Consider the following 24,220-nt stretch of genomic DNA (forward strand, 5'->3'; position numbering starts at 1 on the left):
TAAGCTTAATTTCCCCGGTACGTGGAAAAACCGAAAGGGCTGAGCAGCAGCGGGATGTGATAGTGCTGCTCGGTCTTTTCCACGTGGAATTGCACGGGAATTTCCGGGAAAAAAGTTTCCTGCTTCAGGCGGGCATAGTGCTCGCCTGTCTTGAACACGATACGGTAGTCGCCCGCCTGCATGGGCGCATCCACCGGATACATGGCCGCGATGCGCCCCTGCGCATTCGTCACGCCGCTGGCCAGTTGTTTCCAGTCATTGTCCTGCCCCTTGCCCTGCTTTTGCTCCAGGGTCACCGTCACGCCGGCCGTCGGCAGGCCACTCTGCAAGTCGAGGATGTGCACGCTCAAGGGATTGGCGGCGGCCAGGGCCATGCCGGACAGGCTGGCGAAGGCCAGGGCGGCGGAGATTTTTTTCAAATAGGTCATCGTTGCGTCTTTCAAAGGGTTGGGGAATCGAGTTCAGGAATGGCGGCCAGGGCGGCATGGGCGCAGGCCCGGTCTTGCAGGGCGCCGCCGCCACCGGCCACGCCGATGGCGCCGACTACTTCGCCCTTGGTTCGCAAGGGCAGGCCGCCGCCCAGCAGCAACAGTTCCGGCAGTGTCGTCAAATTGGCCATGTCGGGGTTGTCGCGCGCGGCCACGGCCAGCGCCTGGGTATCGTTTTTCGTCGACAGGGCCGTGTAGGCCTTGCGCCGGCTGGCATCCGTGTTGTGCGGTCCGACGCCATCGGCGCGCTGCACAGCGACAATATTGCCGCCACGGTCCAGTACGGTAACGACGATATGCCGTCCTTGTGCCTGGCAAGCGGCCATGGCCGCGTTGGCCAGCTTGTTGGCCGCCGCCAGAGAAAGATCATCGACCTTGCGCAGCTGGGCGTGGGCTGGACCGGCCAGCAGGCACAGCAGGGTACTGCCGAGTAACAGGGTTTTCATGTGGCTGTCCGTTGAGTAAAGTGACGCCAGTATGGCCAGTGTTGCCCTACGAGAAGATGATCGCCGCATGACATTTTTATCATCCGCGGCCGTCTGCACGGGGCGTAAAATGGTTTTATATTCTTTTAGAAAGTAGCCATGCGCATCCTGGTAATCGAAGACGAACCGAAGACGGGCGACTATCTGCTGCGCGGCCTGGCCGAGTCCGGCTTTACGGTGAGCCTGGCGCGCAATGGCCGTGACGGCTTGCACATGGCAAGTATGGAGTCCCCCGATCTCATCGTGCTCGACGTCATGCTGCCCATCATGGACGGCTGGCAAGTCTTGCGCGCGCTGCGGCTACAAGAAGGCGGCGCGGACGTGCCCGTGATTTTCCTCACGGCGCGCGACGAAGTGCAGGACCGCGTGAAGGGGCTGGAGCTGGGCGCCGACGATTACCTGGTCAAACCGTTCGCGTTTGCCGAACTGGTGGCGCGCATCCGCACTTTGCTGCGGCGCGGGCCGCCGCGCGAAGACGACGTCATCCGCATTGGCGACATGGAAATCGACGTGATGAAACGCAAGGTCAGCCGCCAAGGCCAGCGCATCACCCTGACGGCGAAGGAATTCGGCTTGCTGCATTTATTGGCGCGGCGCCAGGGCGAAGTCTTGTCGCGTTCCATCATCGCTTCGCAAGTGTGGGACATCAATTTCGAGAGCGACACCAACGTCATCGACGCGGCCATCCGCCGCCTGCGCAGCAAGCTCGACGACCCGTTCGAACCCAAGCTGATCCACACCTTGCGGGGCATGGGCTATGTCTGCGAATTGCGCGCGCCCACGGTGGCTGACAGCGGCGCGCCCGCATGAAACTGGCGCAACTTCGCCGCTCGCTGACCCTGCGCGTCACGCTCGTCTTCGTGCTGATCGTGGCCCTCGTGTCGGCCGGGCTGGGCATGCATTTGTACCGCTCTTTTGTGGCGGAAATCGAGCGCCGCGACGATATTTTGTTGCTGGGTAAACTGCGGCAGATCCAGCAATTGCTCGGTAATGCGGGCACTCTCGACATCATCCGCGAGCGGCCCCAGTATTTCCGCGACACCATGAGCGGACAAGAGAACTCCCTGGTGCGCATCGTGCGCGCCGATGGCACGCGTTTGATCGATGTCAATCCGAACGGCGAGACGGTGGCGCATGCTGTTCCTGTCGCCGTCGATGCGCCTGTGACGGACAGCGCCATCGTCAGCTGGATCAGCCGCGACGGTTATCCGGCCAGGGTGGTGGCTGCCAGCGCGCGCATTGGCGAGCCGGCGCAGATGGCCGACATTTCCGTCGCCCGGGTCTACGGCGACCGCACGGCCATGTTTGCCGCCTACCGCTGGCAGATCGTCGTCTCGGTGGCCGTCAGCGCGCTGGTGGCGGCACTGCTGGCGAGCTTGATGCTGCTGCGGGGCTTGCGGCCGCTGCGCAATATCGCGGCCCATGCGGCCCTTGTGCGGCCGGGCAAGCTGGAGCAGCAGCTCGATGCACGCGGCGCGCCCACCGAATTGCTGCCTTTGATTCAGGCCTTGAACGCCATGCTGGCGCGCTTGCAGGAAGGCTATGCGCGGCTGTCGCAGTTTTCCGCCGACCTGGCGCATGAATTCCGCACACCCGTCACCAATCTGCTGGGGCAAAGCCAGGTGATGCTGGCCCGCCCCCGCAGTGCACACGAGTATGAACAGCTGGTGTCGTCGAATGTGGAAGAGCTGGAACGGCTGTCGCGCATGATCGACAGCATGCTGTTTTTGGCACGCGCGCAGCAGGATGAAATGGTACTCGTCAAGCAAGTCTTGCCCGTACAGGACGAGTTTTTAAGGCTGGCCGATTTCTTTGAAGGCCTGGCCGAGGAGCGCGAGCTGGCGCTGGCTTGCCACGGCAGCGGCAATGTGACGGCCGAACCGCAACTGCTGCGCCGCGCGCTGGGCAATTTACTGTCGAACGCCATCCGCCACGCGGCGCCCGGCAGCACGATTTTGCTGCGTTCGCACGCGACGAACGAGGGCGTGGAACTGAGCGTGAGTAACCTCGGCCCCGCCATCCCCGCGCGCCACTTGCCGCACCTGTTCGAGCGTTTTTATCGCGCCGACCCGGCCCGCAGCGATTCGGCCGCCTCCACAGGGTTAGGATTGGCCATCGTCACGGCCATCATGCAATTGCATGGTGGCAGCGCGAGCGTGGCGTCGGATGCGGCCGCCACGACGTTCACTTTAGTGTTTCCGCTCGAGGACTGTAGGTCGGATTAGCGCGCAAGCGCGTAATCCGACATCACGCGCCAACCATATTGTCGGATTACGGTCCTGCGGACCTCGGCGGCCCCACCTAATCCGACCTACGCCGTAAAGCATGGTCATGGGGCCGTCAACCCATCTCCACCAAAAACTCATGCATCCCCGTATGCGCCAACTGCGCACACGCCGGCGCAAAGTGCGGCAACTGTCCCCACAGCAGCGGGTTGCCGACGATGTACACATAGTGCTGCGCGCGCGTCAGGGCCACGTTGAGCAGGTTTGGCGTGGCGGCAGCCCATTGCGCGGCGCCGACCGTGCTGTCGTCGGCGCCGAGGACCAGCATCACCACGCTTTGTTCCTTGCCCTGGAAGGTATGCACGGTGCCCACCATCTGGTTGCTCCACTGGCGCAATTCGCGCGCCGTCGGCGCCTTGCCGTAGCCGAGGCGGCGGTCCCAGTCCATGTCGACGATGCGCGAGCGCAATTCGTTGCGCACGGCCTTGAATGGCGTAATCACATACATGTCGGGCAGCTTGCCGTCGCGGCGATACAGTTTCAGCAGTACTTCCAGCACGAAATCAAGCTGCACGGGCACGACCTGCTTGTAGCTGACGGGGCCGACGGCGTCGATCCAGCGGCTGGGGCCACGCGTGAGTCCCCGCGCGCTGGCCGGCGGCGTGCGGTCAGCCAGCCCGTAGACCATCTTGTCTTCGTAGGCGATGCTGTTGGCCAGCGAAAACATCGGTTCCACGCAGCGGCGGTGCACGCGCAAGGGGCTGCCTATCCACAGCGGCTGTGCGCTGCCGGCGCCGACCTGCGCGCCATAGCGGTTGGCCTTGTCCGCCAGTGTTTGCACGGAAACGGAGGTTGGCGCGTAACTGCCATCCTGCGTGTGCGGCGACAGGGCGGATAACGTTTGCACGAGACGGCCAGGTACCGTGAACACAGGTTCGATCTGCAGCGGGTCGCCCACGACGACAGCACGTTTCGCGCGCCACAGGCTGCCCAGCGCCGCTTGCGGCACGGCCTGGCCCGCCTCATCGATGAACAGCCAGCCCAGCGATTCAGGACCCATGCCCTGGAACTGGCGCGCGAACGAGGCAAACGTGGTCGACACGACGGGCACCACCATGAACAGGCTGTGCCAGACCATGGCGATGTGCGACTGGTCATAGGAGCGCTTGTTTTTCAGCAATTTTGAGACGGCCAGCAAGTTGCCGCCAAAGCCGGGGCCACCTTTCTTTGCCACTTCCGCCAGCCACGCTTCATGCAGGGCCAGGGCCTTGGCGAACAGGCGCGAGCGCAGGCGCGCCAGGGCCGGTTCATGCCACAGGCCGCCAATTTGCAGGGCGTCGCCGTCCAGCTCGTCCAGGGTGGCCGGCGCGATGATGGTGGGGAAGCGCATGCGCGCGCGGCGCAGCAGTTCCGTGCTGTCATCCCATTCGCGCTGGCGCGATTGCGCCGTGCGCAGGGCGATGTGCAGGCTGTTGCGGGCGCGTTCGCAGCGCGGCTCCAGCTCGCCTTTGAGCAGCAGCTTGATGGCGGACACGTCGCGCGCGGCCTGGCGTTGCGCCTCGGCATTGGCCACGACGGCCTCTTTGTAGGCGCGCGCCGGTTTTGTTCCGAACAGCCGGGCAAAGAAACCCGGTTGCGTCAGCGCCACCAGGCGTTCCTCTTCCAGCAATTCCTTCTTGCTGGCGAGCAGGGTGTCCTGCTGCGCCAGCGCGCCGGTCAGGGCACCATTCGCCGCATCCATTTCTTGCTCAGCGGCGATCAGCGCTTGCTGGCTGGCCTCGATGAAATCGGCTTCCGTGCAGGTACCCACGGCTTGCCACAGGGCCGCGTACTGGGCGTGCTCGGCCAGGGCTTTTTCCACCACATGTTCCGTCTCGCGAAACTCGCGCGCCGCCTGGGCGAAGCTGACGCCCTGGTAGCTGGCCAGCCACTGGCGGATATTTTGCGCGTTCGGCGTCTTGCGCGCCGTGGTCTTGTCCCAGTCGTCGTCATAAAAATTGCTGACGAAGCGGCGGCGGTTGGCGCTATTGCCCAGCGCACAGGACATCAAGCCCCACGGCGCTTCCTGCTCGCCCAGGGCGCGGTTGGCGCCATTGCCGTCGGCCACGACCCGGCGCGCCACGCTTTCAAAATAGCGCGTGCGCGCCCATTCCTTGCCTAGCTGCTTCGGTTTTGGCAGGTCGCCGGAAATGTTTTCCACCGCTGCATTGTTCGACGAAGCGACGACCATTTCAAAGCCCGTCAGTTCCGGACGCAAGCGAGCGATGGTGATCGGGTCGCGCACGCCTTCGAAGGCCACGGCGACCTTGCCGATGAAGGCGTCGCCTGCGCGGTCCAGGCAGGACAGCACGCTGGCGCGGCGCACGATGTTGTCGGCGAACAATTCGCGCAACAAGGTCGTCTTGCCTGTGCCCGGCGGACCGTTGACGGAAAAGATGCCGCGTTCGCTCAATCCCGTGCGCGCGCCATGGATGGCGAACTGCTGCATCAGGCTCATGGCGTAGCTGGCGTCTTCCAGCCAGTGGCCCCGGTTCATGTTCGCCGGATTGAGCATGGCGGCCAGCGCCTGGCGTCCGGCCGGGCTGTACAGATCGATGCGCTCATCCTGCGCCAGCGGCGTCAGATAGGCGGCGACCGTCGCGGGCAGCTTGCCGCCACGCAGGGCGCGGATGATCTGTTCCAGGTCATCGAGGTAAAAACTGTTGAGAATGTCGACGCTTGGTTCCACCGCGTCGCCAAAATCCAGCGTACGGTTCTGGCTTGCTTCAGCCAGGTCGGCTTCCGAGACCGCAGCGCGTTTCTTGCGCGTGCGCACTTGCAGCACGGCCAGCGGTTGGCCGGCCGACGAATGGAAGCCGGCCCAGTCGCGCAGCAGATCGGCCAGGGCCGCGATTTCCATGCCGGACAGGGGCGACGAGACATTGCCGGCTTCGTCCGTCACTTGCTGCGGGGCACGAGCGGCGGCGAAGTTACGCAGGCTGTCTTGCAGCGCCAGCTGGCTGTCGCTGAAGGCGTCCAGGCTCAGCCCCGACCAGTCCGGCGTACGGGCGCGGCCCAGCGCCCACGGCAAGGTCGACACGGACACGGGGTCGAACTGCGGCTCGCCCAGCGCATTGAGGTTCAGGCGGGCAAAGCACGAGCGTCCCAGCAGTTCTGTTTTTTCTGTTTCGGCCATGTTTTCCGGGCCGTTGGCCGGCGGGCAAGCCTTGTTGATTTCGGCCTTGTCGAACACGCCGAGGAACAGCGAGTAGCCGTCGATCTCGCGGTCGGATGGCACTTGCCATTGCGTGGCGAACTGCAGCGGCAATTGCGCCAGCTGTTCGCGGTGCAGGAGACGCACGGTGGACTGGTCTTCAACGTCCGTGATTTGATTCAGGTCAAACGGGATAAAGAATTCGATCTTGTGCCAATACTCCAGGATAGCCAGGAGGCGCTGCTGTTCTGCCTGATTCATGATGACCAATATTTTGTAAAGCGAGCGAGGATTGTAAAGCGTATGCGCGGTGCACGTTTTGCACTTTCGCCTATTGCGCGGGCTTTGCCGCAAAAAAAGTGGGCCTGTCAGTAGAAAGAAGCCGGCTGGCAACTTTGAACACATCATTGTCGTTGACAGCTTGTCATTTTCACTGTTACTGTACTGTCTGTAATAGTACAGTGGAGTCATGCCATGCACCGTCGTAGTCCCTTGATGCTACAGATCGCTACAGGCGATCCGCGTCCCATCCACCGCCAGATCGTTGACGGCGTACGGCGCCTGATCGCCAGCGGCGAGTTGACGCTGGGCGCGAACTTGCCCAGTGTCCGCGGCCTGGCCTTGCAATTGGGCATTAATCCGAACACGGTGGCCAAGGCGTACAGCGAACTGACGGCGGAGGGCTGGCTCGATGCGCGCGCCGGCCTGGGCCTGTTCGTGGCCGCACCGCGCCAGCGCCTGTCCGACGAGGAACGCGCGCGGCGTCTGGACGAGGCCTTGAACCGCTTCGTCGGCGACGTCATCGCGCTCGACTATCCCGCTGGCGTGGTCCTGGAGCGCGTCGCAGGCGAGCTGGCCTTGTGTCTTCCCAGGAAGACGGCCTGAGAGCGCCCGATGATGACTGAACCCATCTTGCAGACCGACAAGTTGTCGCTGCGCTTCAAGGACAAGCATGCGCTCGACCAGCTCAGCCTGAGCGTGGCGCGCGGCGGCATCCATGCCATCGTCGGCGCGAATGGCGCCGGCAAGTCCTCGCTGTTCCGCGTGCTGCTGGGCTTCGAGGCGGCGACCGGAGGCAGCGCCCGGATTCTCGGTTGTGACTGCGCCCGGCTGACGCCGGACTTGCGTGGACGCATCGGCTATGTCAACGAGGAGCACACCTTGCCCCTGTGGCTGACGATCGCTGAACTGACGGCCATGCAACGGCGCCTGTATCCGGGCTGGAATGAGGAACGCTATGGCAGTGTGTTGCGCAACTTCAATGTACTGCCAGGCCAGCGCATCGCGCAGCTGTCGCGTGGCGAACGTGCCGGCGTGAACCTGGCGCTGGCGCTGGGGCAGAATCCCGAACTGCTGATCCTCGACGAACCCACGCTGGGCCTCGATGTGGTGGCCAAGCGCCTGTTCCTGGGGGCCATGATGGAAAGCAGCTATAGCGATGGCATGACCATTATCTATTGCTCGCACCAGATGGAAGAAATCGAGCGCGTGGCCGACCAGCTGATCATTCTCGAGCGCGGGCGGTTGTTGCAGGCGTGCGCACCGGACGTGCTGTGCGAGCGGGTACTGCTGTGGGTGGCCGAATTTCCCTTTCTGCCACCCGATACCGGCGTGCTGCCCGGCATCTTGCATACCGAACATATCGATGGCCTGAGCCACTTCATGGTGCTGGACCAAGGGCCGGAATTTGCCGCGCGCCTGCGCCTGCTGGGTGCGCGCAGCGTGCACAACATGCCCGTCGGCCTGGACCGTGCCATCAATGCCTTGCTGGCGCGTGGCCATATATCCTCTGCTAACCCCGCGCTGCACGCGGCCTGAGAAAGATTCTTCATGCGCGACCTGTACCTGAGCGAGTGCCGCCGCTACCTGCGTGCCACCCTGATCTTTGCTGCCGTCCATATACTGCTGCAACTGTTCCTGGCCCGCCTGGGCAATATCTTCCAGCAAGGCTGGCCCATGCAACTGGTCATCCTGTCCGTGTGCATGCTGGTAGGTCTGGGCCTTGCGCTGCATCAGCTTGGCAGCTATCGCCAGCCCAGCCGCTGGCTGTGGCTGCTGCACCGGCCGCTGGCTCCCGGCGCCATCCTGGGAAGCTTGATGCTGGCGTCGGCCACGCTGATCGCCCTGGCCATCGGCCTGCCGCTGTTGCTGACCGTGCTGGGCACTGATTTCCTGTCTCCGCGCACGGTCGACATGCGCCACTACCTGGCCGTGCCTTACCTGGCGATGATGACGCTGATCGCCTGGTTGTGCGGCGCCGCCATCATGGTCAGCCGCCTGCGCTGTGCCTTCCTGCTGGTTCTGCTGCCCTATCTGATGCTGATGCACGCGGCCAGCGCGCTCAGCCTGTTGCTGGCGACGCTGCCTTGCGCAGCATTGTTGATGTGGAACGTGCACGCCAGTTTTACGCCCAGCCGCATGCCGCTTGCCGGCGGTCGCGCCGCCACGCTGGCGCAGGCGGTACCCCTGGTGGTGGGCATGTATTGTCTGTTGCTGTGGGGTACGTTGGCGCTCTTTCACATCGCCCAGGTCGGCCTGGGCCAGCATCCGCAGACGATGGCCATGCCGCCGGCTGGCGGCTACGCGGAAGTGAGCCGCGCCGATGGCCGCAGCCTGATGCTGGCCGGACTGGCCGGCGCCCAGGATGAGCGCGCGCCGCTGTGGCGGCGCCAGTTGCCCTTGCTCGAAGTGGGGACCTTGCAAGCGACGCTCACGCGCCATGCCGTGCGACAGCAATTGTCGAACCAGAACGCACCGCCGCAAGCCGAACTGACCGATCTGCAGCAGCGCCTGACCTTCAATCACGGCAGCATGCGTTTCGACGTGCACGACATGCGCACGGGGGCGCTCGTCAATCAGCTGGGGCTGCACGGCCTGGGAGACTCGCAGGCGTTTCCCGGCGTACCCGTACTTGCCGGGAGTGTACTTACCGGTAACATGGTGCTGGCATTCGAGCCGGCTGGCCATGCGCTGCGGCTGCAGGCGCGCCTGCCAGCTGGCGAGCAAGCGGTGGCGGCACCGAAGACAATCGGCGAACGCGTGTATGTGCTCAGCAACGGCCACCTGCTCGCCTATGCGCCTGCCGCGGCGGCGCAACGTGGTGCTGCCGATACGGAAGTGTTCCGCCTGCCATTGTCTGTTCCGCTGAGCAACCTGGAGCGCGTTGACATCGCGCCATTGCTCGACGGTACGCTGCTGTCCATCACGGGCGGGCGCGCCATGCAGTCAGGCGTGCCAGGCAGTACGCAAGCATTGCTGTTCATCGACGCCAGCGGCCGCGCGCAGCCGCTCGCCACGCGCGCCATCGGCCACGATTTCCCCCTGCTGTTCGAACACGCGGACTGGTGGCTCTCACCCGTGCTGCATGCGCTCGTCAATCTGCCGCAGCGGATGTATGCCGATGGCGTCATGCCGGATTTGAATGACGGCGATGCCCGGCATGCCACCCGTCCGGCTGCCGTCTGGAGCGCCGCACTGCTGGCCGCATTGCTCAGCGTCATGGGCGCGTGGTACTGGCGGCGGCAGGCCGGCGGCGTGCCGCGCACTTGGCTGCTGGCCTGCGCGCTGCTGGGGCCGCCCTGCCTGCTGACGCTGCTGACCTTGTATCCGCGCTCGCCAGTATCGCAGGCGCGCCCGCTTGCCGCTGCGTTGGCCGCATGATGGGACTGGGCCGCCGGCACCGTCTCCGGTGCGCCGTCCTGACCCTGATCCTGGCCCTGGCGGCTGGCTTGACCCTGACGCAGGCCGTGGCGGCGCCCGCTGCCGTCACGGCAACCTTGACCTTGGCGCCATTGCTGGCACGCAATGCCGCGCTGCCATCTGCGCCGCGCATTCCCAGCGCTGCCTTCGAGCGTCGGCCGCGTCTGCATGCGCTGCGCCTGTCGCCGGACGGCGCGTCGGTCGCGTATCTCGATGGCGAGGGGGCAAACGCCAGCCTGCATGTGCTCGACACACGCACGCAAGCGACCAGGCGCCTGCTGGCCTTGCCCGGCCCGGTGGCCTTGTTCTGGTCCGGCGACAGCAGCACGCTGTTCCTGGCCATGCCGGACGGCGTGTCGGTGGTATCCGTTGCCGACGGCAGCAGCTACAAGCTGGCCGCCTTCGACGGCAGGGCCGAGCATCGCTTGTTCCCTGCGGATGCCGGTCACGCGCACCATGTGCTGATGGCAAGCCAGCATGCGGCCAGCGGCGTTTATCGCCTGGAACGCATCGACATGCAAGGCCAGCGCGAACTGCTGTACCAGGGCGTACCACTTGCCGGCTTCCTGCTGGATGCCACGGGCCGGCTGGGCTTTGCCATGACCGTCGCCAGCGATGGCACGCGCAGCGTCCGGCGTCGCCAGGCCGCAGGCTGGCAAGAGGTGCTGCGTTGCCAGCGCGTCGATGAGTGCACCCTGGTGGCTGCCGCGCCCGACGCTTCCCGGCTGAGCATGCTCATGGCGCAGCATGGCGACCGCAGCGTGCTGGTGGAGATTAATCTGGCGCAAGGCAAGAGTCGCGTCGTGCATGCCGACCGCGCCGGCCTGGCCGATATCCGCCGGGTGATCAGCGATGCGGATCAAGGTACGCCGCTGTTTGCCCTGTTCGAATCGCCCATGCCGCACCATGCCGGGCTGACACAGTTGGCGCGCCGCGCCGTGGCTGATATCGACCGGCAATTCGGCCACGGTGGCGTCTTCATCGAAGCGGCGCGCGGCGGGGCGACACTGTTGCTGACCGAGAGCGGCTCGCGTCTGCACCACGACCGCTACTGGCTGTATGACGGTGCCCGGCGCAGCACGCGCGAAATCCTGCAGGCGCAGCGCGCGGCTGGCCAGCCTTTGCCGTCAGGCCAGCTGGCGCAGACCAGCGCCATCCATTACCGCGCGTCGGATGGTGTGCTCGTCCATGGATATTTGACCTTACCGCCCGGAAAGGTAGCGGCGTCGATGCCGCTGCTGACCTTGGTTCATGGCGGACCGTGGGAACGGGTCAACGCCGCTTACGCACCCCTGGTGCAATTGCTGGCGAATCGCGGTGTCGCCGTATTCCAGCCGAATTTCCGCGCTTCCGTCGGTTATGGCCTGCATTACATGACGGCGGCCGGTGGCGACCTGGGCAACGGCCGCGTGCAGGCTGACATCGTCGATGGCGTGCGCTGGCTGCTGCGGCAGGGGGTGGGCGACCGGCAACGCCTGGCCATTGCTGGCCATTCCTTTGGCGGCTATGCGACCTTGCTGGCGCTGAGCCACACGCCCAGGCTGTTTCAGTTCGGCATGGCCATCGCGCCGTCGCCGGACTTCGCGCGCACCCTGCGCTTCATCGCCAGCGCGCCGGGCGGCGACCCGGCATTGCCGCTGCGCCTGCAGGATCTGGGCGTGGACTTGCGGGATGGCGCCGCCATGCGGACGCTGGAGGCTGCCGCGCCCGTACGCCACACAGACCAGGTCGGCAAGCCGCTGCTGATCATGGCTGGCGCCAGGGACAGCACGGTGCAGATCGCCTTGGTGACGGATTATGTGGCGCGTTTGCAGCTGTCCGGCAAGCCCGTCAGCCTGCTGGTCGATGCTGATGAGGGGCACAATCCGCGCCTGCCTTTGTATCGCCAGGCTACGGTATATCTGCTGGAACAATTGCTGCATCAGTATCTTGGCGGGCCGGCGCCAGCTGCACCGGGAGCGCAACTGGACGCCTATTTGCGGCAAACGCTGAAGGCGAACCGGGCTTTGCCAGCCCTGTCCGCCGTGCCGGGTGCGGGGCGTACCCCTTAAAACTCTTCCCATTCGCTCTCGGCGGCCGCATTGCCGCGGCGCGCCGGCGCGGCCGCGACGGCCTTGCGCACGGGGGCGGGCTTGGCCGCGGGGCGTGCGATGGCGGGTGCTGCTGGTGCTGTGCGCACTGGCGTCAGCTTGGCTGCGCTGGCGACATGGTTGCCGGTTTTAAAGAATCCCACCACGTGCGCCAGTTCACCGGCCTGTTCCTGCATGCTTTGCGAGGCGGCCGCCGCTTCTTCCACCAGGGCCGCGTTTTGCTGCGTCACTTCATCCATCTGGGCAATGGCCATGTTGATCTGCTCGATACCGATGGTTTGCTCGTGCGTGGCGGAGGTGATTTCGCCCATGATGTCGGTCACGCGCACGATGCTGTCGACGATGTCGCCCATGGTCTGGCCCGCTTCGTTGACGAGGCGCGAACCCGTGTCCACGTTGGCGACGGAGGCGGCGATCAATTCCTTGATTTCCTTCGCTGCGCCAGCCGAGCGTTGGGCCAGGTTGCGCACTTCCGACGCCACGACGGCAAAGCCGCGTCCCTGCTCGCCCGCGCGCGCCGCTTCCACAGCCGCGTTCAAGGCCAGGATATTCGTCTGGAAGGCGATGCCGTCAATGACGCCGATGATGTCGACGATCTTGCGCGACGAGGCGTTGATGGTGCCCATGGTGTCGACCACTTGCGAGACGATGCTGCCGCCGCGCACGGCCACTTCCGACGCGCTTTTCGCCAGCTGATTGGCCTGGCGCGCATTGTCCGCGTTCTGTTTCACGGTCGAGGTCAGCTCTTCCATGGCCGACGCCGTTTCTTCCAGCGAACTGGCTTGCTCTTCCGTGCGGGACGACAGGTCGAGGTTGCCAGCGGCAATTTCGCTCGATGCCGTGGAGATCGCATCCGTGCCGTGGCGCACTTGCGCCACCACGCCCAGCAGACTGTCGTTCATGGCTTTCAGTGCGCCCAGCAGGCGACCCGTTTCATCGCTGGAATTGACGACGATGTGCGACGACAAGTCGCCCGAAGCCACGGTTTCGGCCACGCTGACGGCTGCATTGATGGGCTGGGTGATCGAGCGCGTGATGATCCACGCAACAAAAGCGCCCAGCAGCACGGCCACGCTGCCCAGGGCAAGCATGGAGGCGCGCGCGCTGGCGCTCAGCGTTTCGGCGTCCGTTGCCGCCTGCGCCGCCTGCTGCGCTTCATACGCGACCAGGCTGTCAAGCGCGCCCAGCACGATCTTCAGGCTCGGTGCCGCCTGCTGCGTCAGAAAGGCGATCGCCTCTTCCGTCTGGCCCGCATTGCGCAGCTCGATGACCTTGTTGTTCAGCGGCGCGCCCGATTTCAGGGCGGCATCGAGTTCGGCCATCAGCGCCGTTTCCTTGTCCGTCGAGATTTTCTTTTGCAAGGTTTCCTTGGCGGCGCCGTATTTCTTGCGCGCTTCGCCAATTTTCGCCAGTTCCGCCTGCACCAGCGCTTCCGTCGGCGCTACCACAATGCTCGTGATCGCCAGGGTAATGTTGCGCACGTTGTCGCTCATGGTGTTGGCGGCCGCCATTTTGACGTTCTTGTCGGCCACGATGTCGTGCGTGCGCGCGCTCAGTTGCCCCATGGAATACAGGCCGACGAGCAAGACGGCGACCAGCAGGCCGAGGACGACAGCAAACCCGATCCCGAGCCGGGTGCCGATTTTGAATTGTGTGAGTGACATGATTGCTTTCGTGTTGCGGAAGTGAGGGAAAACGGCGACAGGCCACGGCTACGGGTTTATACGTAGCCACGGCCAGTCTGTAATTGTTCCTCAAAATTCCGCACTGCAATACAAAAACTTGTATCAAGTCCGCGAAAAGCTGAAAAACTGGTAGCAACTTAACTAAGTTGTCGTGTGGAAACAACGAGCGCGGCGCTGGATGCGGGCTTAGTTTTTCGGAAACACGTGGGTGGCGAGGAAATCGATGAAGGCGCGCAGTTTTGGCGTCAGGTGGCGGCTGCTGGGCCACAGGATGCGGAAGGCGCCGTCGTGCTGGCGGTGCGCGTCCAGCACCGGCTGCAGGCGGCCAGCGGCGAGCGCCGCACGCACGGTGAAGTCGGGCAGGGCGGCGATGCCCAGGCCGCTTTCGGCAAAGTGCAGCAGGGTCTCGACATTGTTGCAGTGGAGCAGGGCCGGCAAGCCGGCCGCGTGCAGGGCAGGCCACTCGGGCAAGGGCCAGGCCTCGACCTTGCCGCTGCTGGGAAATTTGTACAGCAAACAAGTGTGATGCCTCAGGTCGGCGGGCAAGGCTGGCGTGCCGTGTTGCGCCAGATAGGCGGGCGCTGCCACCAGTTGCAGCTGGAACTGGCCCAGCTGGCGGCTCATCAAACGGCTGTCGGCGCTCTCGCCAGCGCGCACGACGGCGTCGTAGCCTTCTTCGATTACGTCGACCCGGCGGTCGCTGAAATCGAGGTCGAGCTCCACCAATGGATAGGCGCGCGCGAACGCTACCAGCACGGGATTGAGCAGGCTGCCCACCTGCGGCAGGCTGACGCGCAGCCGCCCTTGCGGTGCGCTCTTGCTATTGGATAACTCCAGCTCGGCCGCTTCGATCTCGCCCAGGATGCGCCGGCAGCGTTCGAGAAACACCGTACCCTCGCTGGTGAGCGCGATGCTGCGCGTGCTGCGCTGAAACAGGCGCACGCCGAGGCGCTCTTCCAGCCGCGCGATGCTCTTGCCCACGGCCGAGGCGGAAATGCCGAGCACCCTGCCCGCCGCCACGAAACTGCGCGTCTCCGCCGCCTGCACGAAGGCCGTGAATCCCGCCAGGTTGTCCATGTGGTTCCTCTTTGATTGCGGATGCCAACGTCCGCACAGACAGAAACTATAGCCTGTTTTTCTTTGATCGTGCCTGCCTTACCTTGGCAGCCTGATCATTTGAAAGGCTGAGCCATGATGTACAACTTCTCTCCTGCGGCTTTGTCCGCCCGCATCGACCCCTTGCTGGACTGTGTTTTGCACCAGCAGCGCCTGGCGGGCGCCGTCGTGCTGGTGCGCCAGCGTGGCCAGGAAATTTACCGCCGCGCGGCCGGCTACCTGGACCGCGAGGCGGGCACGCCCATGGTTGAGGATGCCGTCTTCCGCCTGGCATCCGTCAGCAAACCCATCGTCTCGACGGCCGCGCTGGCGCTGGTGGGGCAGGGCCGGCTGGGCCTGGACGACCTGGTGACGCGCTGGCTGCCGTATTTTGCGCCGCGCGAGCCGGACGGCGCCGTGGCGGCGATGACCGTGCGGCATCTGCTCACGCACACGGCCGGCCTCGACTATGGCTTTTTCCAGCCGCCGGGCGGCGCGTATGCGCAGGCCGGGGTGTCGGACGGCATGGATGCGTCCCGCATTTCCCTGGAGGACAACCTGCGCCGCCTGGCCACGGTGCCGCTCGCGTATGCGCCCGGCGAGCGCTGGGCGTATTCGATTGCCACCGACGTGCTGGGCGCCGTCATCGAGCAGGCGGCCGGTATGCCGCTGGCGCACGCCGTGGAATATCTGGTGACCGTGCCACTGGCCATGCGCGACACGGGTTTTATGGCGAGCGACCCGGCGCGCCTGTCCGTCGCGTATGCGGACCGCGCAGCGGGAGAATCCCGGCCGCGCCGCTTGCTCGACGAGGGCGAAGAGCATCTGCCGTTTCTTGATGGCATGGCAGGTTTTGCCTTATCTGCGGCGCGTGCCCGCGATGCGCAAGCGTATCCGTCAGGAGGTGCCGGCATGGTCGGCTCGGCACCTGACTTCATGCGTTTGCTGGAAACCTTGCGCCTGGGCGGCGCGCCGCTGCTGCCGTCGGCGCTGGCGCGCCAGATGGGAGAAAACCAGACGGGCGGCTTCGACTTGCCGTTCTGGCCTGGCCGTGGCTTCGGCCTCGGCTTTACGGTCTTGAGCGATCCACAGCTGGCTGCCACGCCGGAGTCGGCGGGTACATGGCGCATGGGCGGCACGTATGGCCACTCGTGGTTTGTCGACCCAGCGCAGGAATTGTCCGTGGTGGCGTTCACGAATACGGCACTGGAAGGCATGGCGGGGCCGTTCGTGACGGAACTGTGCCAGGCTGTGTATGGTGCAAAGGAAATGCCATGACACGCCCGCACCCGATTGTCTTCCTTGCGCTGGGCCTGTTCGGCGTGTACTGCATCGAGTTTGGCGTCGTCGGCATCTTGCCGATGATCATGCAGCGCTACGGCGTGACGGCCGCGCAGGCGGGCTCGTTGGTGAGCCTGTTCGCCCTGGTGATCGCCGTGGGCGGCCCCTTTCTCGTGCTGCTGGCCACGCGCTGGCGCCGCAAGCGTGTGTTGATCGCGTCCCTGCTCGTGTTCGCGCTGGCCAGCGTGATGTCGGCATATGCGCCCCGCTTCGGGCTGCTGCTGGCGTTGCGCATGGTGCCGGCCCTGTTCCACCCCGTGTATTTCTCGCTGGCCATGGTGGCGGCCGCCGCCCTGTACCCGCCGCAACAGGCGGCGCGGGCCGGCGCACATGCGTTCACGGGCACCAGCATGGGCATGGTGCTGGGCATTCCGCTGACCACGTGGATTGCCGCGCAGTATGGCTACGAGGCATCGTTCCTTGCCTGCGCCCTCGTCAATGCGCTGGCGGCGCTGGGGCTATATCTGTTCCTGCCCGACACGCCGCAGGAAGCGCCGATGGCGTATGGCCGCCAGCTGGCCGTGCTGCGCAAACCGGCCCTGTGGCTGACCATTGCCGCCGCCGTGCTGGTGTTTGCCGCCATGTTTGCCGTGTATGCATATGCGGCCGCGTATCTGCAGCAGGAAGCGGGCTTGTCGGCCCGCCAGACGGGGCTGGCGCTGGTGGTGTTTGGTATCGGTGGCGTGGCCGGCAATCTGTTCGCGGGGCGCCAGCTGGGCACGCAGGTGCTGCGCACGGTCCTGCTGCAACCCGTGCTGCTGGGCCTGGCGTACTGGCTGCTGTACCGTTATGCGGGCAGCGGTATCGGCTGGGCGCCCATGGCGGTGCTGTTGCTGTTTTGGGGCGCCGCGCATACGAGCGGGCTGATCGTCACGCAAGTGTGGCTCAGCAGCGAAGCGCGCGAGGCGCCCGCGTTCGCCATCGGCGTGTATATCGCCGCCATCAACCTGGGCGTGACGGTGGGCGCGCTGGCCGGCGGCATGGCCATCGAGTCCTGCGGCATGCCGGGGGCGCTGGCCTGCGGCGCGCTGCTGGGAGCCTTGGCGCTGGCGGCGATTAGCGTGAAAGCGTGGCTGTACTGGCCGTCGTCAGTCTTCGATATGGTTGGGGATGCGAAACAGTAAATCCGTGTCGCCGATATCCACGCCCGCTTGCGACAGCAGGGTGCTGGCCTGGCCCCGGTGGTGGGTCTGGTGGTTGAAGAAATGCATGAGCAGGCTGAAAAATTCGCGCCGGTTCGGCCCCTTGCTGTTGCGGTAATCGAGCAAATGGTCGAGGTCCGCTTCCGTGATCGAGGCGGCCCAGGCTACGATGAGCTGGTCCAGCCATTGCCGGTGCGCGTGCATGGCGGCAAAATCCTCGGCCGCGAACAGCGGGTGCGTGAGCGAGGCGGGCGGCGTGATGGCGCGGATGGGGTCGAGCAGGGGGAAGCCGGCCGGGTGTTTCGCATAGCGCTGCAGCCACAAGGTGTCGCCCACCATCACGTGGTTCAAGGTGGCCAGCAGGGAGCCAAAAAAGGCGCCCCGCTCGCGTTGCAGCTCGCCGGGCGGCAGGCTGGCCGCCGCTGCGTAGACCTTGGCATTCATCCACTGGTTGTAATCGGCCATCAGGCAAAGGTGGGCGCAACGGCTCATGCTGGACTCCTTCAGTGGAAGAATGACAATATTAAACGGACTTCAGGAATGCGCGTATGCCGGCCAGCAACATTTCTATGGCCATCGCCGTCAGGATCAAGCCCATCAGGCGCTCGAACGCCGTCATGACCCTTGGACCCAAGGCCCGCTGCAAGCGTTCGGCGCACAGGAAGACGGCCAGCCAGACGACGGCCACGGCCGTCAGCCCCGCCACGTGGGCGATGACTTCGTTCATTTCATGCGAGGAAAACAGCAGCACGGTGGCCAGCGCCGACGGGCCAGCCAGCGCGGGGATGGCCAGCGGCACGATGAACGGCTCGCCGCCCATCTCGTGGTCGCTATTGCCCGCGTTTGGCTGCGGAAACACCATGCGCATGGCGATCAGGAACAGGATCACGCCGCCGCCGATGCGCAGCGCCACTTCCGACAATTGCAAGGCGTTCAGGAAATGACGGCCGAAGAACATAAACAACAGCAAGATGCCGAAGGCGATCAGGCACTCGCGCACGACGACTTTCCAGCGCCGCTCAACCGGCACCCGTTTCAGGGCATTGACGAACAGGGAAACGTTGCCGAACGGATCGGTGACGAGCAAGAGCAGGATAAATGTCTGGAAGAAATTCTGTGTCATGGTGGTATGAATGAGGTCAACACCGCTGCCAGGATGGGCGCGGTGCGATAAGGCTTGCGATGATAACAAGAGCGGCGGCTATCGCCCATGATTATTGATGCATAGCAGCATTTTTTTTATGCGGCGATGACTTTAGCCTGGTAAAACGCGGTGGGCGTGGTGCCGAAATGCTTTTTGAACATGGCCGTGAACGCGCTTTGGCTCGTGTAGCCATTGTCCATGGCCACGTCGATGACCTTGCTGCCATGCGCTAATTGTTCCAGCGCCCGCAGCAGCCGGGCCTGCTGGCGCCACTGGCCAAAGCGCATGCCCGTCTGTTTCTGGAACAATCGGTGCAGGCTGCGCTCGGTGATCGCCAGCTCCTGCGCCCAGTGCGCCACCGTCTGCTGTTCGCCCGGTTGTTCCATCAGCCGCGCGCAAATGCCGCGCAGGCGCGCATCGCTAGGTAATGGCAGATACAGGGGCAGCACGGGCAGGCTGTCGAGCTCGTGCAGCAGCAGCTGCAGCAGATGCCAGTCGCGGCTGCCTTCCGTGAAATCGGGCGCGATGTCGACGGCCGCCACGATCAATTGCCGCAGCAGGGGACTGATGTCGAGCACGCAGCTGTGGCCAGGCAGCAATGGAGAATTGGCGCAGTTGACGAACACCGTGCGCATTTTCACCGCGCCGCTCATGCGCACCCGGTGCGCGATGCCGGGCTGCAGCCAGACGCCGCGCGTGGGCGGCACCACCCAGCGCCCGCCCTGCGCCTCGATGGTCATCACGCCTTCGATGGCGTACAGCAACTGCGCATGCGTGTGGCGGTGCGCGGAAATCACGTGGCCGTGCGCATAGTCGACGGCCAGCGCCATGGCGCGCGCCGTGACGGGCAGCAATTCCTGAAAGGCGTGGGAGGAACAATCCATCAAATAAGGTCAGTTTTGCGATAGGTTCGGACATCTTAGCGCGAGAAAGCACAATGTGCCTGCGGCATGATGGTTCCCCGCAATGATTTATGGAGTTACGCATGCCTGTGCGCGCTTATCTGTATCCGTTCCTGGCCATGTTGCTGTGGGCCGGCAACGTCGTCGTCTCGAAGCTGGCCGCGTCCAGCATCGCCCCCACGGCCATCACCTTTTACCGCCTGGTGCTGGTCTTGCTGGTGATGACGCCGTTTATCATTCTCCCCCTGTGGCGCAACCGCGCCGCCATCCGCCGCCAGTGGTGGCAGCTGGCCCTGTGCGGCCTGATGTCGATGGCGCTGTTCCAGAGTTTGTCCTACCGCGCCGCGGAAAGCACCACGGCAACGAATATGGCCATCGTCACGGCGCTGGCGCCTCTGATGACGGCCCTGCTCAGCGTGTTGCTGCTGGGCGAGCGCCTGACGGTCGGCATGGCAGCCGGCGGCGTGCTGTCGTTTGGCGGCTTGCTGTATCTGGTGGGGCGTGGCGACGTGCTGGCGCTGCTGCATCAAGGTGTGCATGCGGGCGACGCGCTGATGCTGCTCGCTTGCCTGAGCTTTGCACTGTACGGTGTGCTGCTGCGCCGCTGGCGTCTGTCCATTCCTGCCTGGCAAGCTATTTATTGCCAGGCGCTGGCGGCGCTGGCGTGCATGCTGCCGTTCTTCCTGCTGCTGCCGCCCGGCAGTGCCAGGCTGGACGCCACCACCTTGCCGCTGATCGGCTACGCGGGCATCGGTTCGTCCATCGTGCTGTCCTACCTGTGGATCGAAGGGGTCAAACTGCTGGGGCCAAACCGCTGCAGCATCTACGTCAACCTGCTGCCCCTGCTGACGGCCCTGCTGGCCATCGTCTGGTTGCACGAAAGCATGCATATTTATCATCTGGTTGGCGGCGGCATTTCGCTGCTGGGCGTGCTGCTGGCGCAGACGGTGCAGCGGCCGCTGTTTGGCCGGCGTCCTGGCGTGAGCGGTCTGGCCTGAACGACCATGCATAATGGCGGTTTTTCGGCAGTGGAGTTGGCATGCGGCAAACATTTTGGATAAGCACGATGGCGGCGTTGCTGGCGCTGGGTAACTTGGCGCCAGCACAGGCGGCGGCGCGGTTCTACGAGGGTAAGCCGATGGCCACCGCCAGCGTTGTCGAGCGCCGCGATGGCGGCGTGGTGCTGGCCTTCCTGCGGGAAAGTGGCGAAGTCAACGGCTACTACTGCCAGTGCAACGGGAGCAGTGAAAAACGCATGAACCTGGACAAGTATGGCCAGGCCAGCATCGCGGCCGTGTTCCAGCTTGACCTCGACAGCGAGGGCGAAACGACGTTCGTGCTCAGCCGCAACGGCGGTCAGTACGGCTTGCATGCCTACCGCTACGAGCGCAACGGCGGCAGGATGTTCAAGGTGGCCACCTTGCAGCCGACCCTGGACGCCATCGTGCGCGGTGCGAAAACCATGGACGAGGCGCGGGTGCGCGCCGCGCTGGCCCGCTTGCAGCTGATCGACTACAGCATCGCCTACGCGCCTACCGGCGTGGCCGAGTTTGACGCCATCGAGCATGGCCACGGTACTCTGGTCGGCTATTTCAATATCGATGGTGACTTGTTGCCCGGCAAGCCGGCCGATGCGCCCGCGTTTGCCTATAAAAAAACCTTCGGGGAAAAGGATGGCCATTTCCTCACGGTGACCTATCTGCTGGGCAAGGGATGGGAAGGGGGCCGCGCGCCCAGTTATCACATCAAGTGGATCACCTGGGAAACGCAGCCGCAGCGCTTTGCCGCCAGCCAGGATGGACTATTTATCGAATACGACGTGAATTGCTGCAGGGGCAGCGTGTTTGCCCGCGGCCTGTATGCGCAGGGCAAGCGCACGGGGCAGTGGCACTATGAAGAGCCGCTCACCATCCGCTCGTCTGGCGCCTTTGTCGACGACAAGGCTGAAGGGCCATGGACGTATGCCAGCGGCGAAGAAACGACGACGGGCATGATGCAGCGTGGCCAGCGCACTGGCCACTGGGAAGTGAGTCCGGGCGTCGAGGAATGGCGCGACGAGGGCAAGGGTAACTACCAGGGCTTCGATACCTATCTCAAGGACAGGCTGGATGGACCCAGTGAGCGCCGCGTCGAAGGCGTGGTGCACTGGCAGGGCAACTATGTCAATGGCAAGAAGCAGGGCCAGTGGGTCGAACCTGGCGGTGGCGGCAACTACGTCAATGATGTAAAACAGGGGCCGTGGAAGAAAGCGACGCCGGACGGCGGCTGGCAAGTGTTGACGATGGTTGACGGCAAGCCCGACGGCAAGCTGGAGCAATACGCGGCCAGCGGCCAGCTGGAACTGGCCGAACATTACCGCCTGGGCGAGCTTGAGGGCCCGATGGAGAGTTTTTATCCGGACGGCAAGCGGCGTTACCAGGGCAGCTTTGCCGACGGCAAGCGCGACGGGGCGGAAACCCTGTTTTATCCCGATGGCGAAGTGCCGCAATTTCACCGCAACTGGCACAAGGGCGTGCTGCATGGCGTCAACATCGAAAATTTCCAGAACGGAAAACCGAAGCAGATCGGCGCCTACACCATGGGCAGGAAAACGGGCCGTTTCCAGTATTTCCGCGACGATGGCCAGCTCATCGAAGAAACCATGTATTAACTAATTGGCTAACATAAATGGCATTCCGGCGCGAGCGCGCACGATTGCGGAATGCCAGTTCTGCGCAAAAAACATCATCTGCTTGTTACAAAGCGTGAAAATCCATGCTGGATGTTGCTACTAGTAATCTTTCCCTGTATCTTGCAGTCAGGAAATAAAAATACAGAAAACCTCAACCCTGTTGATCTGTCTTTCACTCCTGACGATATGCGCGGGCCGCCTTCCCCCCTGCCGCCGCACACGCCGTATCGACCTGTCCTGAACAATTCACGTGACCCGCCCATCTGGCGCTTGCTGCTATCCCGTTTGGTGAACGCAGGCATGGTTGCGCCCTTACCAAGGAAACTGCATGCTGTCGAATATAACAATAAAAATGCGCCTGATCGCCACCATGAGTGTGCTGGGCCTGCTGATCGCCTTGCTGGGCGTCATGAGTATCATCAGCCTGAAATCGGCCAACAACAGCCTCAACGAGGTCTATAGCAATCAGCTGGCATCGACGCAAGCGATTGGCGAATCGCAGATTCTGCTGGGCCGCGCCCGGTTCACGATGGACCGCGTGATGGTGCATCCCGATGCGGCCGACGCCAAGGATATCCTGGCCCGTGCGGAACAATTCATGGAAGCCTCGAACAAGTCCTGGAAGGTGTACCTGGCCTTGCCGCAAAGCACGGACGAAAAGCGCCTGTCCGACGACATGGACAAGAAGCGCAGCGATTACATGAGCAACGGCTTGCTGGTCATGAGCAAGGCTTTGCGTGAAGGCAACGTTGCACAAGCGGACGGTTTGATGATGACGGGGCTGACGCCGCTGTACCGTACCCTGGACCAGGCCGCCGAAACATTGACGCAATACCAGGCCACTTCGGCCGCCGCGATGTATGCGGCCAGCCAGTCCAGCTACCGCAGCCAGGTGGCCATGGCCATCGGCGGCATGATCGTCGGCGCCTTGCTGACCATTATTTCCAGCTTTTTGCTGCTGCGCGCCATCTTTAACCCGCTGGACCAGGCCCTGCGCCATTTCGGCGCCATTTCCGACGGCAACCTGGCCAACGACATCGTCATCACGCGCAACGACGAAATGGGCGCCTTGCTGACGGGCTTGCTGAAAATGCAGGAACGCCTGTCGACCACCGTGCGCGGCGTGCGCGACGGCAGCGGCGCCATCGCCACGGCCAGCAATGAAATCGCCTCGGGCAATCTGGACTTGTCCAGCCGCACGGAGCAGCAAGCGTCGAGCCTGGAAGAAACGGCGTCCTCGCTGGAAGAGCTGACCTCGACCGTCAAGCAGAATTCCGACAATGCGCGCCAGGCAAACCAGCTTGCCGTGTCGGCCTCGGACGTGGCGGTGAAAGGTGGCGCACTGGTGGCGCAAGTGGTCGATACCATGGGCACCATCAGCGAATCGTCGAAAAAGATCGCCGACATCATCGGCGTGATCGATGGCATCGCCTTCCAGACGAATATTTTGGCCCTGAACGCGGCCGTGGAAGCGGCGCGTGCCGGCGAGCAAGGCCGCGGCTTTGCCGTCGTCGCCACGGAAGTGCGCAACCTGGCGCACCGCTCGGCCAGCGCCGCCAAGGACATCAAAATGCTGATCGAAGCGTCGGTGCAGAACGTGGGCGCCGGCAGCGAACTGGTCAGCCAGACGGGCACGACGATGGACGAGATCGTGGCCAGCATCCGCCGCGTGACGGACATCATGGGCGAAATCAGCGCCGCCGGCCGCGAACAGGAACTGGGCATCGGCCAGATCAATCAAGCCGTGGCGGAAATGGATACCGTGACGCAACAGAATGCGGCGCTGGTGGAAGAAGCGGCAGCCGCCTCGGAATCCATGCAGGAGCAGGCGGCGGCACTGGCCGAGATGGTCAGCATCTTCAAACTCGACGCCAGCCATAGCGGTCCTGCCGCCAAGCCTGCCTTGCGCAAGCCTGTCGTGGCTGCCGCCAGCACGGCCTTGAAACGCCCGGCGCTGCGCCTGGCGCCAGCCCGCGCCACGGCAGCACCTGCCGCTGCCGCAAAACCGCGTCCAGCCAAACCCGCAGCGGACAACAGCGGCGAGTGGGAAGAGTTCTAAG

19 protein-coding genes are annotated in these 24,220 nt (G+C 64.2%); 11 read left to right on the forward strand and 8 right to left on the reverse strand.

Features of this window, described 5'->3' with window-relative positions:
* Positions 1-5: 5 nt before the first annotated feature.
* Both uraH and KO539_RS23770 read right to left on the reverse strand, forming a co-directional pair.
* Positions 6-428, reverse strand: a complete 423-nt coding sequence (gene uraH / locus KO539_RS23765) for a hydroxyisourate hydrolase (RefSeq protein WP_219312125.1) — start codon at positions 426-428, stop codon at positions 6-8.
* An 11-nt stretch (positions 429-439) separates the two neighbouring features.
* The gene (locus KO539_RS23770) at positions 440-934 is read right to left on the reverse strand and encodes a heme-binding protein (protein WP_219312127.1); all 495 of its coding nucleotides are present in this window, start codon (positions 932-934) and stop codon (positions 440-442) included.
* A gap of 138 nt (positions 935-1,072) precedes the next feature.
* On the opposite strand from KO539_RS23770, the gene KO539_RS23775 reads away from it, so the two are divergent.
* A complete protein-coding gene (locus KO539_RS23775) occupies positions 1,073-1,783 on the forward strand; it encodes a heavy metal response regulator transcription factor (RefSeq protein WP_219312129.1) in 711 nt (236 codons plus the stop codon).
* Positions 1,780-3,198: a heavy metal sensor histidine kinase gene (locus KO539_RS23780; protein WP_219312131.1), complete on the forward strand. Its 1,419-nt coding sequence runs from the start codon at positions 1,780-1,782 to the stop codon at positions 3,196-3,198. The genes KO539_RS23775 and KO539_RS23780 overlap by 4 nt, the downstream gene beginning before the upstream one ends.
* Positions 3,199-3,313: 115 nt before the next feature.
* Here the strand turns inward: KO539_RS23780 and KO539_RS23785 are convergent, their stop codons facing one another.
* Positions 3,314-6,652: a DEAD/DEAH box helicase gene (locus tag KO539_RS23785; protein WP_257626422.1), complete on the reverse strand. Its 3,339-nt coding sequence runs from the start codon at positions 6,650-6,652 to the stop codon at positions 3,314-3,316.
* A 213-nt stretch (positions 6,653-6,865) separates the two neighbouring features.
* Here KO539_RS23785 and KO539_RS23790 point away from each other — a divergent pair, with 213 nt between their 5' ends.
* The 4 genes from KO539_RS23790 to KO539_RS23805 are packed head-to-tail and all read left to right on the forward strand — an operon-like array spanning position 6,866 to position 12,141.
* Complete coding sequence (locus KO539_RS23790; protein WP_219312134.1) at positions 6,866-7,276, forward strand: GntR family transcriptional regulator; 411 nt, start codon at positions 6,866-6,868, stop codon at positions 7,274-7,276.
* Positions 7,277-7,285: 9 nt separating this feature from the next.
* Positions 7,286-8,209: an ABC transporter ATP-binding protein gene (locus tag KO539_RS23795; RefSeq protein WP_219312136.1), complete on the forward strand. Its 924-nt coding sequence runs from the start codon at positions 7,286-7,288 to the stop codon at positions 8,207-8,209.
* A 12-nt stretch (positions 8,210-8,221) separates the two neighbouring features.
* Positions 8,222-10,051, forward strand: coding sequence for a hypothetical protein (locus KO539_RS23800; RefSeq protein WP_219312137.1), 1,830 nt, complete (start codon positions 8,222-8,224; stop codon positions 10,049-10,051).
* Entirely contained in the window at positions 10,048-12,141 is a 2,094-nt protein-coding gene (locus tag KO539_RS23805; RefSeq protein WP_219312139.1) for a prolyl oligopeptidase family serine peptidase, read from the forward strand. Before KO539_RS23800 ends, KO539_RS23805 begins: the two co-directional genes overlap by 4 nt.
* On the opposite strand, the gene KO539_RS23810 is transcribed toward KO539_RS23805, so the two are convergent.
* Both KO539_RS23810 and KO539_RS23815 read right to left on the reverse strand, forming a co-directional pair.
* The gene (locus KO539_RS23810) at positions 12,138-13,844 is read right to left on the reverse strand and encodes a methyl-accepting chemotaxis protein (RefSeq protein WP_219312141.1); all 1,707 of its coding nucleotides are present in this window, start codon (positions 13,842-13,844) and stop codon (positions 12,138-12,140) included. The two genes, KO539_RS23805 and KO539_RS23810, sit on opposite strands and share 4 nt — an antisense overlap.
* A gap of 207 nt (positions 13,845-14,051) precedes the next feature.
* On the reverse strand, positions 14,052-14,942 hold the full coding sequence (locus KO539_RS23815) for a LysR family transcriptional regulator (protein ID WP_219312143.1): 891 nt from the start codon (positions 14,940-14,942) through the stop codon (positions 14,052-14,054).
* 114 nt (positions 14,943-15,056) lie between these two features.
* On the opposite strand from KO539_RS23815, the gene KO539_RS23820 reads away from it, so the two are divergent.
* Together KO539_RS23820 and KO539_RS23825 are read left to right on the forward strand one after the other, a co-directional pair.
* A complete protein-coding gene (locus tag KO539_RS23820; RefSeq protein WP_219312145.1) occupies positions 15,057-16,238 on the forward strand; it encodes a serine hydrolase in 1,182 nt (393 codons plus the stop codon).
* The gene (locus KO539_RS23825; protein ID WP_219312146.1) at positions 16,235-17,425 is read left to right on the forward strand and encodes an MFS transporter; all 1,191 of its coding nucleotides are present in this window, start codon (positions 16,235-16,237) and stop codon (positions 17,423-17,425) included. The genes KO539_RS23820 and KO539_RS23825 overlap by 4 nt, the downstream gene beginning before the upstream one ends.
* On the opposite strand, the gene KO539_RS23830 is transcribed toward KO539_RS23825, so the two are convergent.
* The 3 genes from KO539_RS23830 to KO539_RS23840 form a co-directional block, all read right to left on the reverse strand.
* Positions 17,390-17,935, reverse strand: coding sequence for a DinB family protein (locus KO539_RS23830; protein ID WP_219312148.1), 546 nt, complete (start codon positions 17,933-17,935; stop codon positions 17,390-17,392). The genes KO539_RS23825 and KO539_RS23830 overlap by 36 nt on opposite strands.
* A gap of 31 nt (positions 17,936-17,966) precedes the next feature.
* Complete coding sequence (locus KO539_RS23835; protein WP_099403785.1) at positions 17,967-18,566, reverse strand: MarC family protein; 600 nt, start codon at positions 18,564-18,566, stop codon at positions 17,967-17,969.
* Between the two features lie 116 nt (positions 18,567-18,682).
* Positions 18,683-19,471 (reverse strand): helix-turn-helix transcriptional regulator, encoded by a 789-nt coding sequence (locus tag KO539_RS23840; protein WP_219312150.1) that lies wholly within the window; start codon positions 19,469-19,471, stop codon positions 18,683-18,685.
* 101 nt (positions 19,472-19,572) lie between these two features.
* Between KO539_RS23840 and KO539_RS23845 the strand changes: the two genes are divergently transcribed.
* The 3 genes from KO539_RS23845 (at position 19,573) to KO539_RS23855 (ending at position 24,219) form a co-directional block, all read left to right on the forward strand.
* On the forward strand, positions 19,573-20,487 hold the full coding sequence (locus tag KO539_RS23845) for a DMT family transporter (RefSeq protein ID WP_219312152.1): 915 nt from the start codon (positions 19,573-19,575) through the stop codon (positions 20,485-20,487).
* A gap of 41 nt (positions 20,488-20,528) precedes the next feature.
* Complete coding sequence (locus KO539_RS23850; protein WP_219312154.1) at positions 20,529-22,139, forward strand: toxin-antitoxin system YwqK family antitoxin; 1,611 nt, start codon at positions 20,529-20,531, stop codon at positions 22,137-22,139.
* Between the two features lie 349 nt (positions 22,140-22,488).
* Positions 22,489-24,219 (forward strand): methyl-accepting chemotaxis protein, encoded by a 1,731-nt coding sequence (locus KO539_RS23855; RefSeq protein WP_219312156.1) that lies wholly within the window; start codon positions 22,489-22,491, stop codon positions 24,217-24,219.
* The last annotated feature ends 1 nt before the right edge of the window (position 24,220 follow it).

It is taken from the genome of Janthinobacterium sp. NKUCC06_STL, from assembly GCF_019345455.1.
Taxonomy (GTDB): domain Bacteria; phylum Pseudomonadota; class Gammaproteobacteria; order Burkholderiales; family Burkholderiaceae_D; genus Janthinobacterium; species Janthinobacterium rivuli.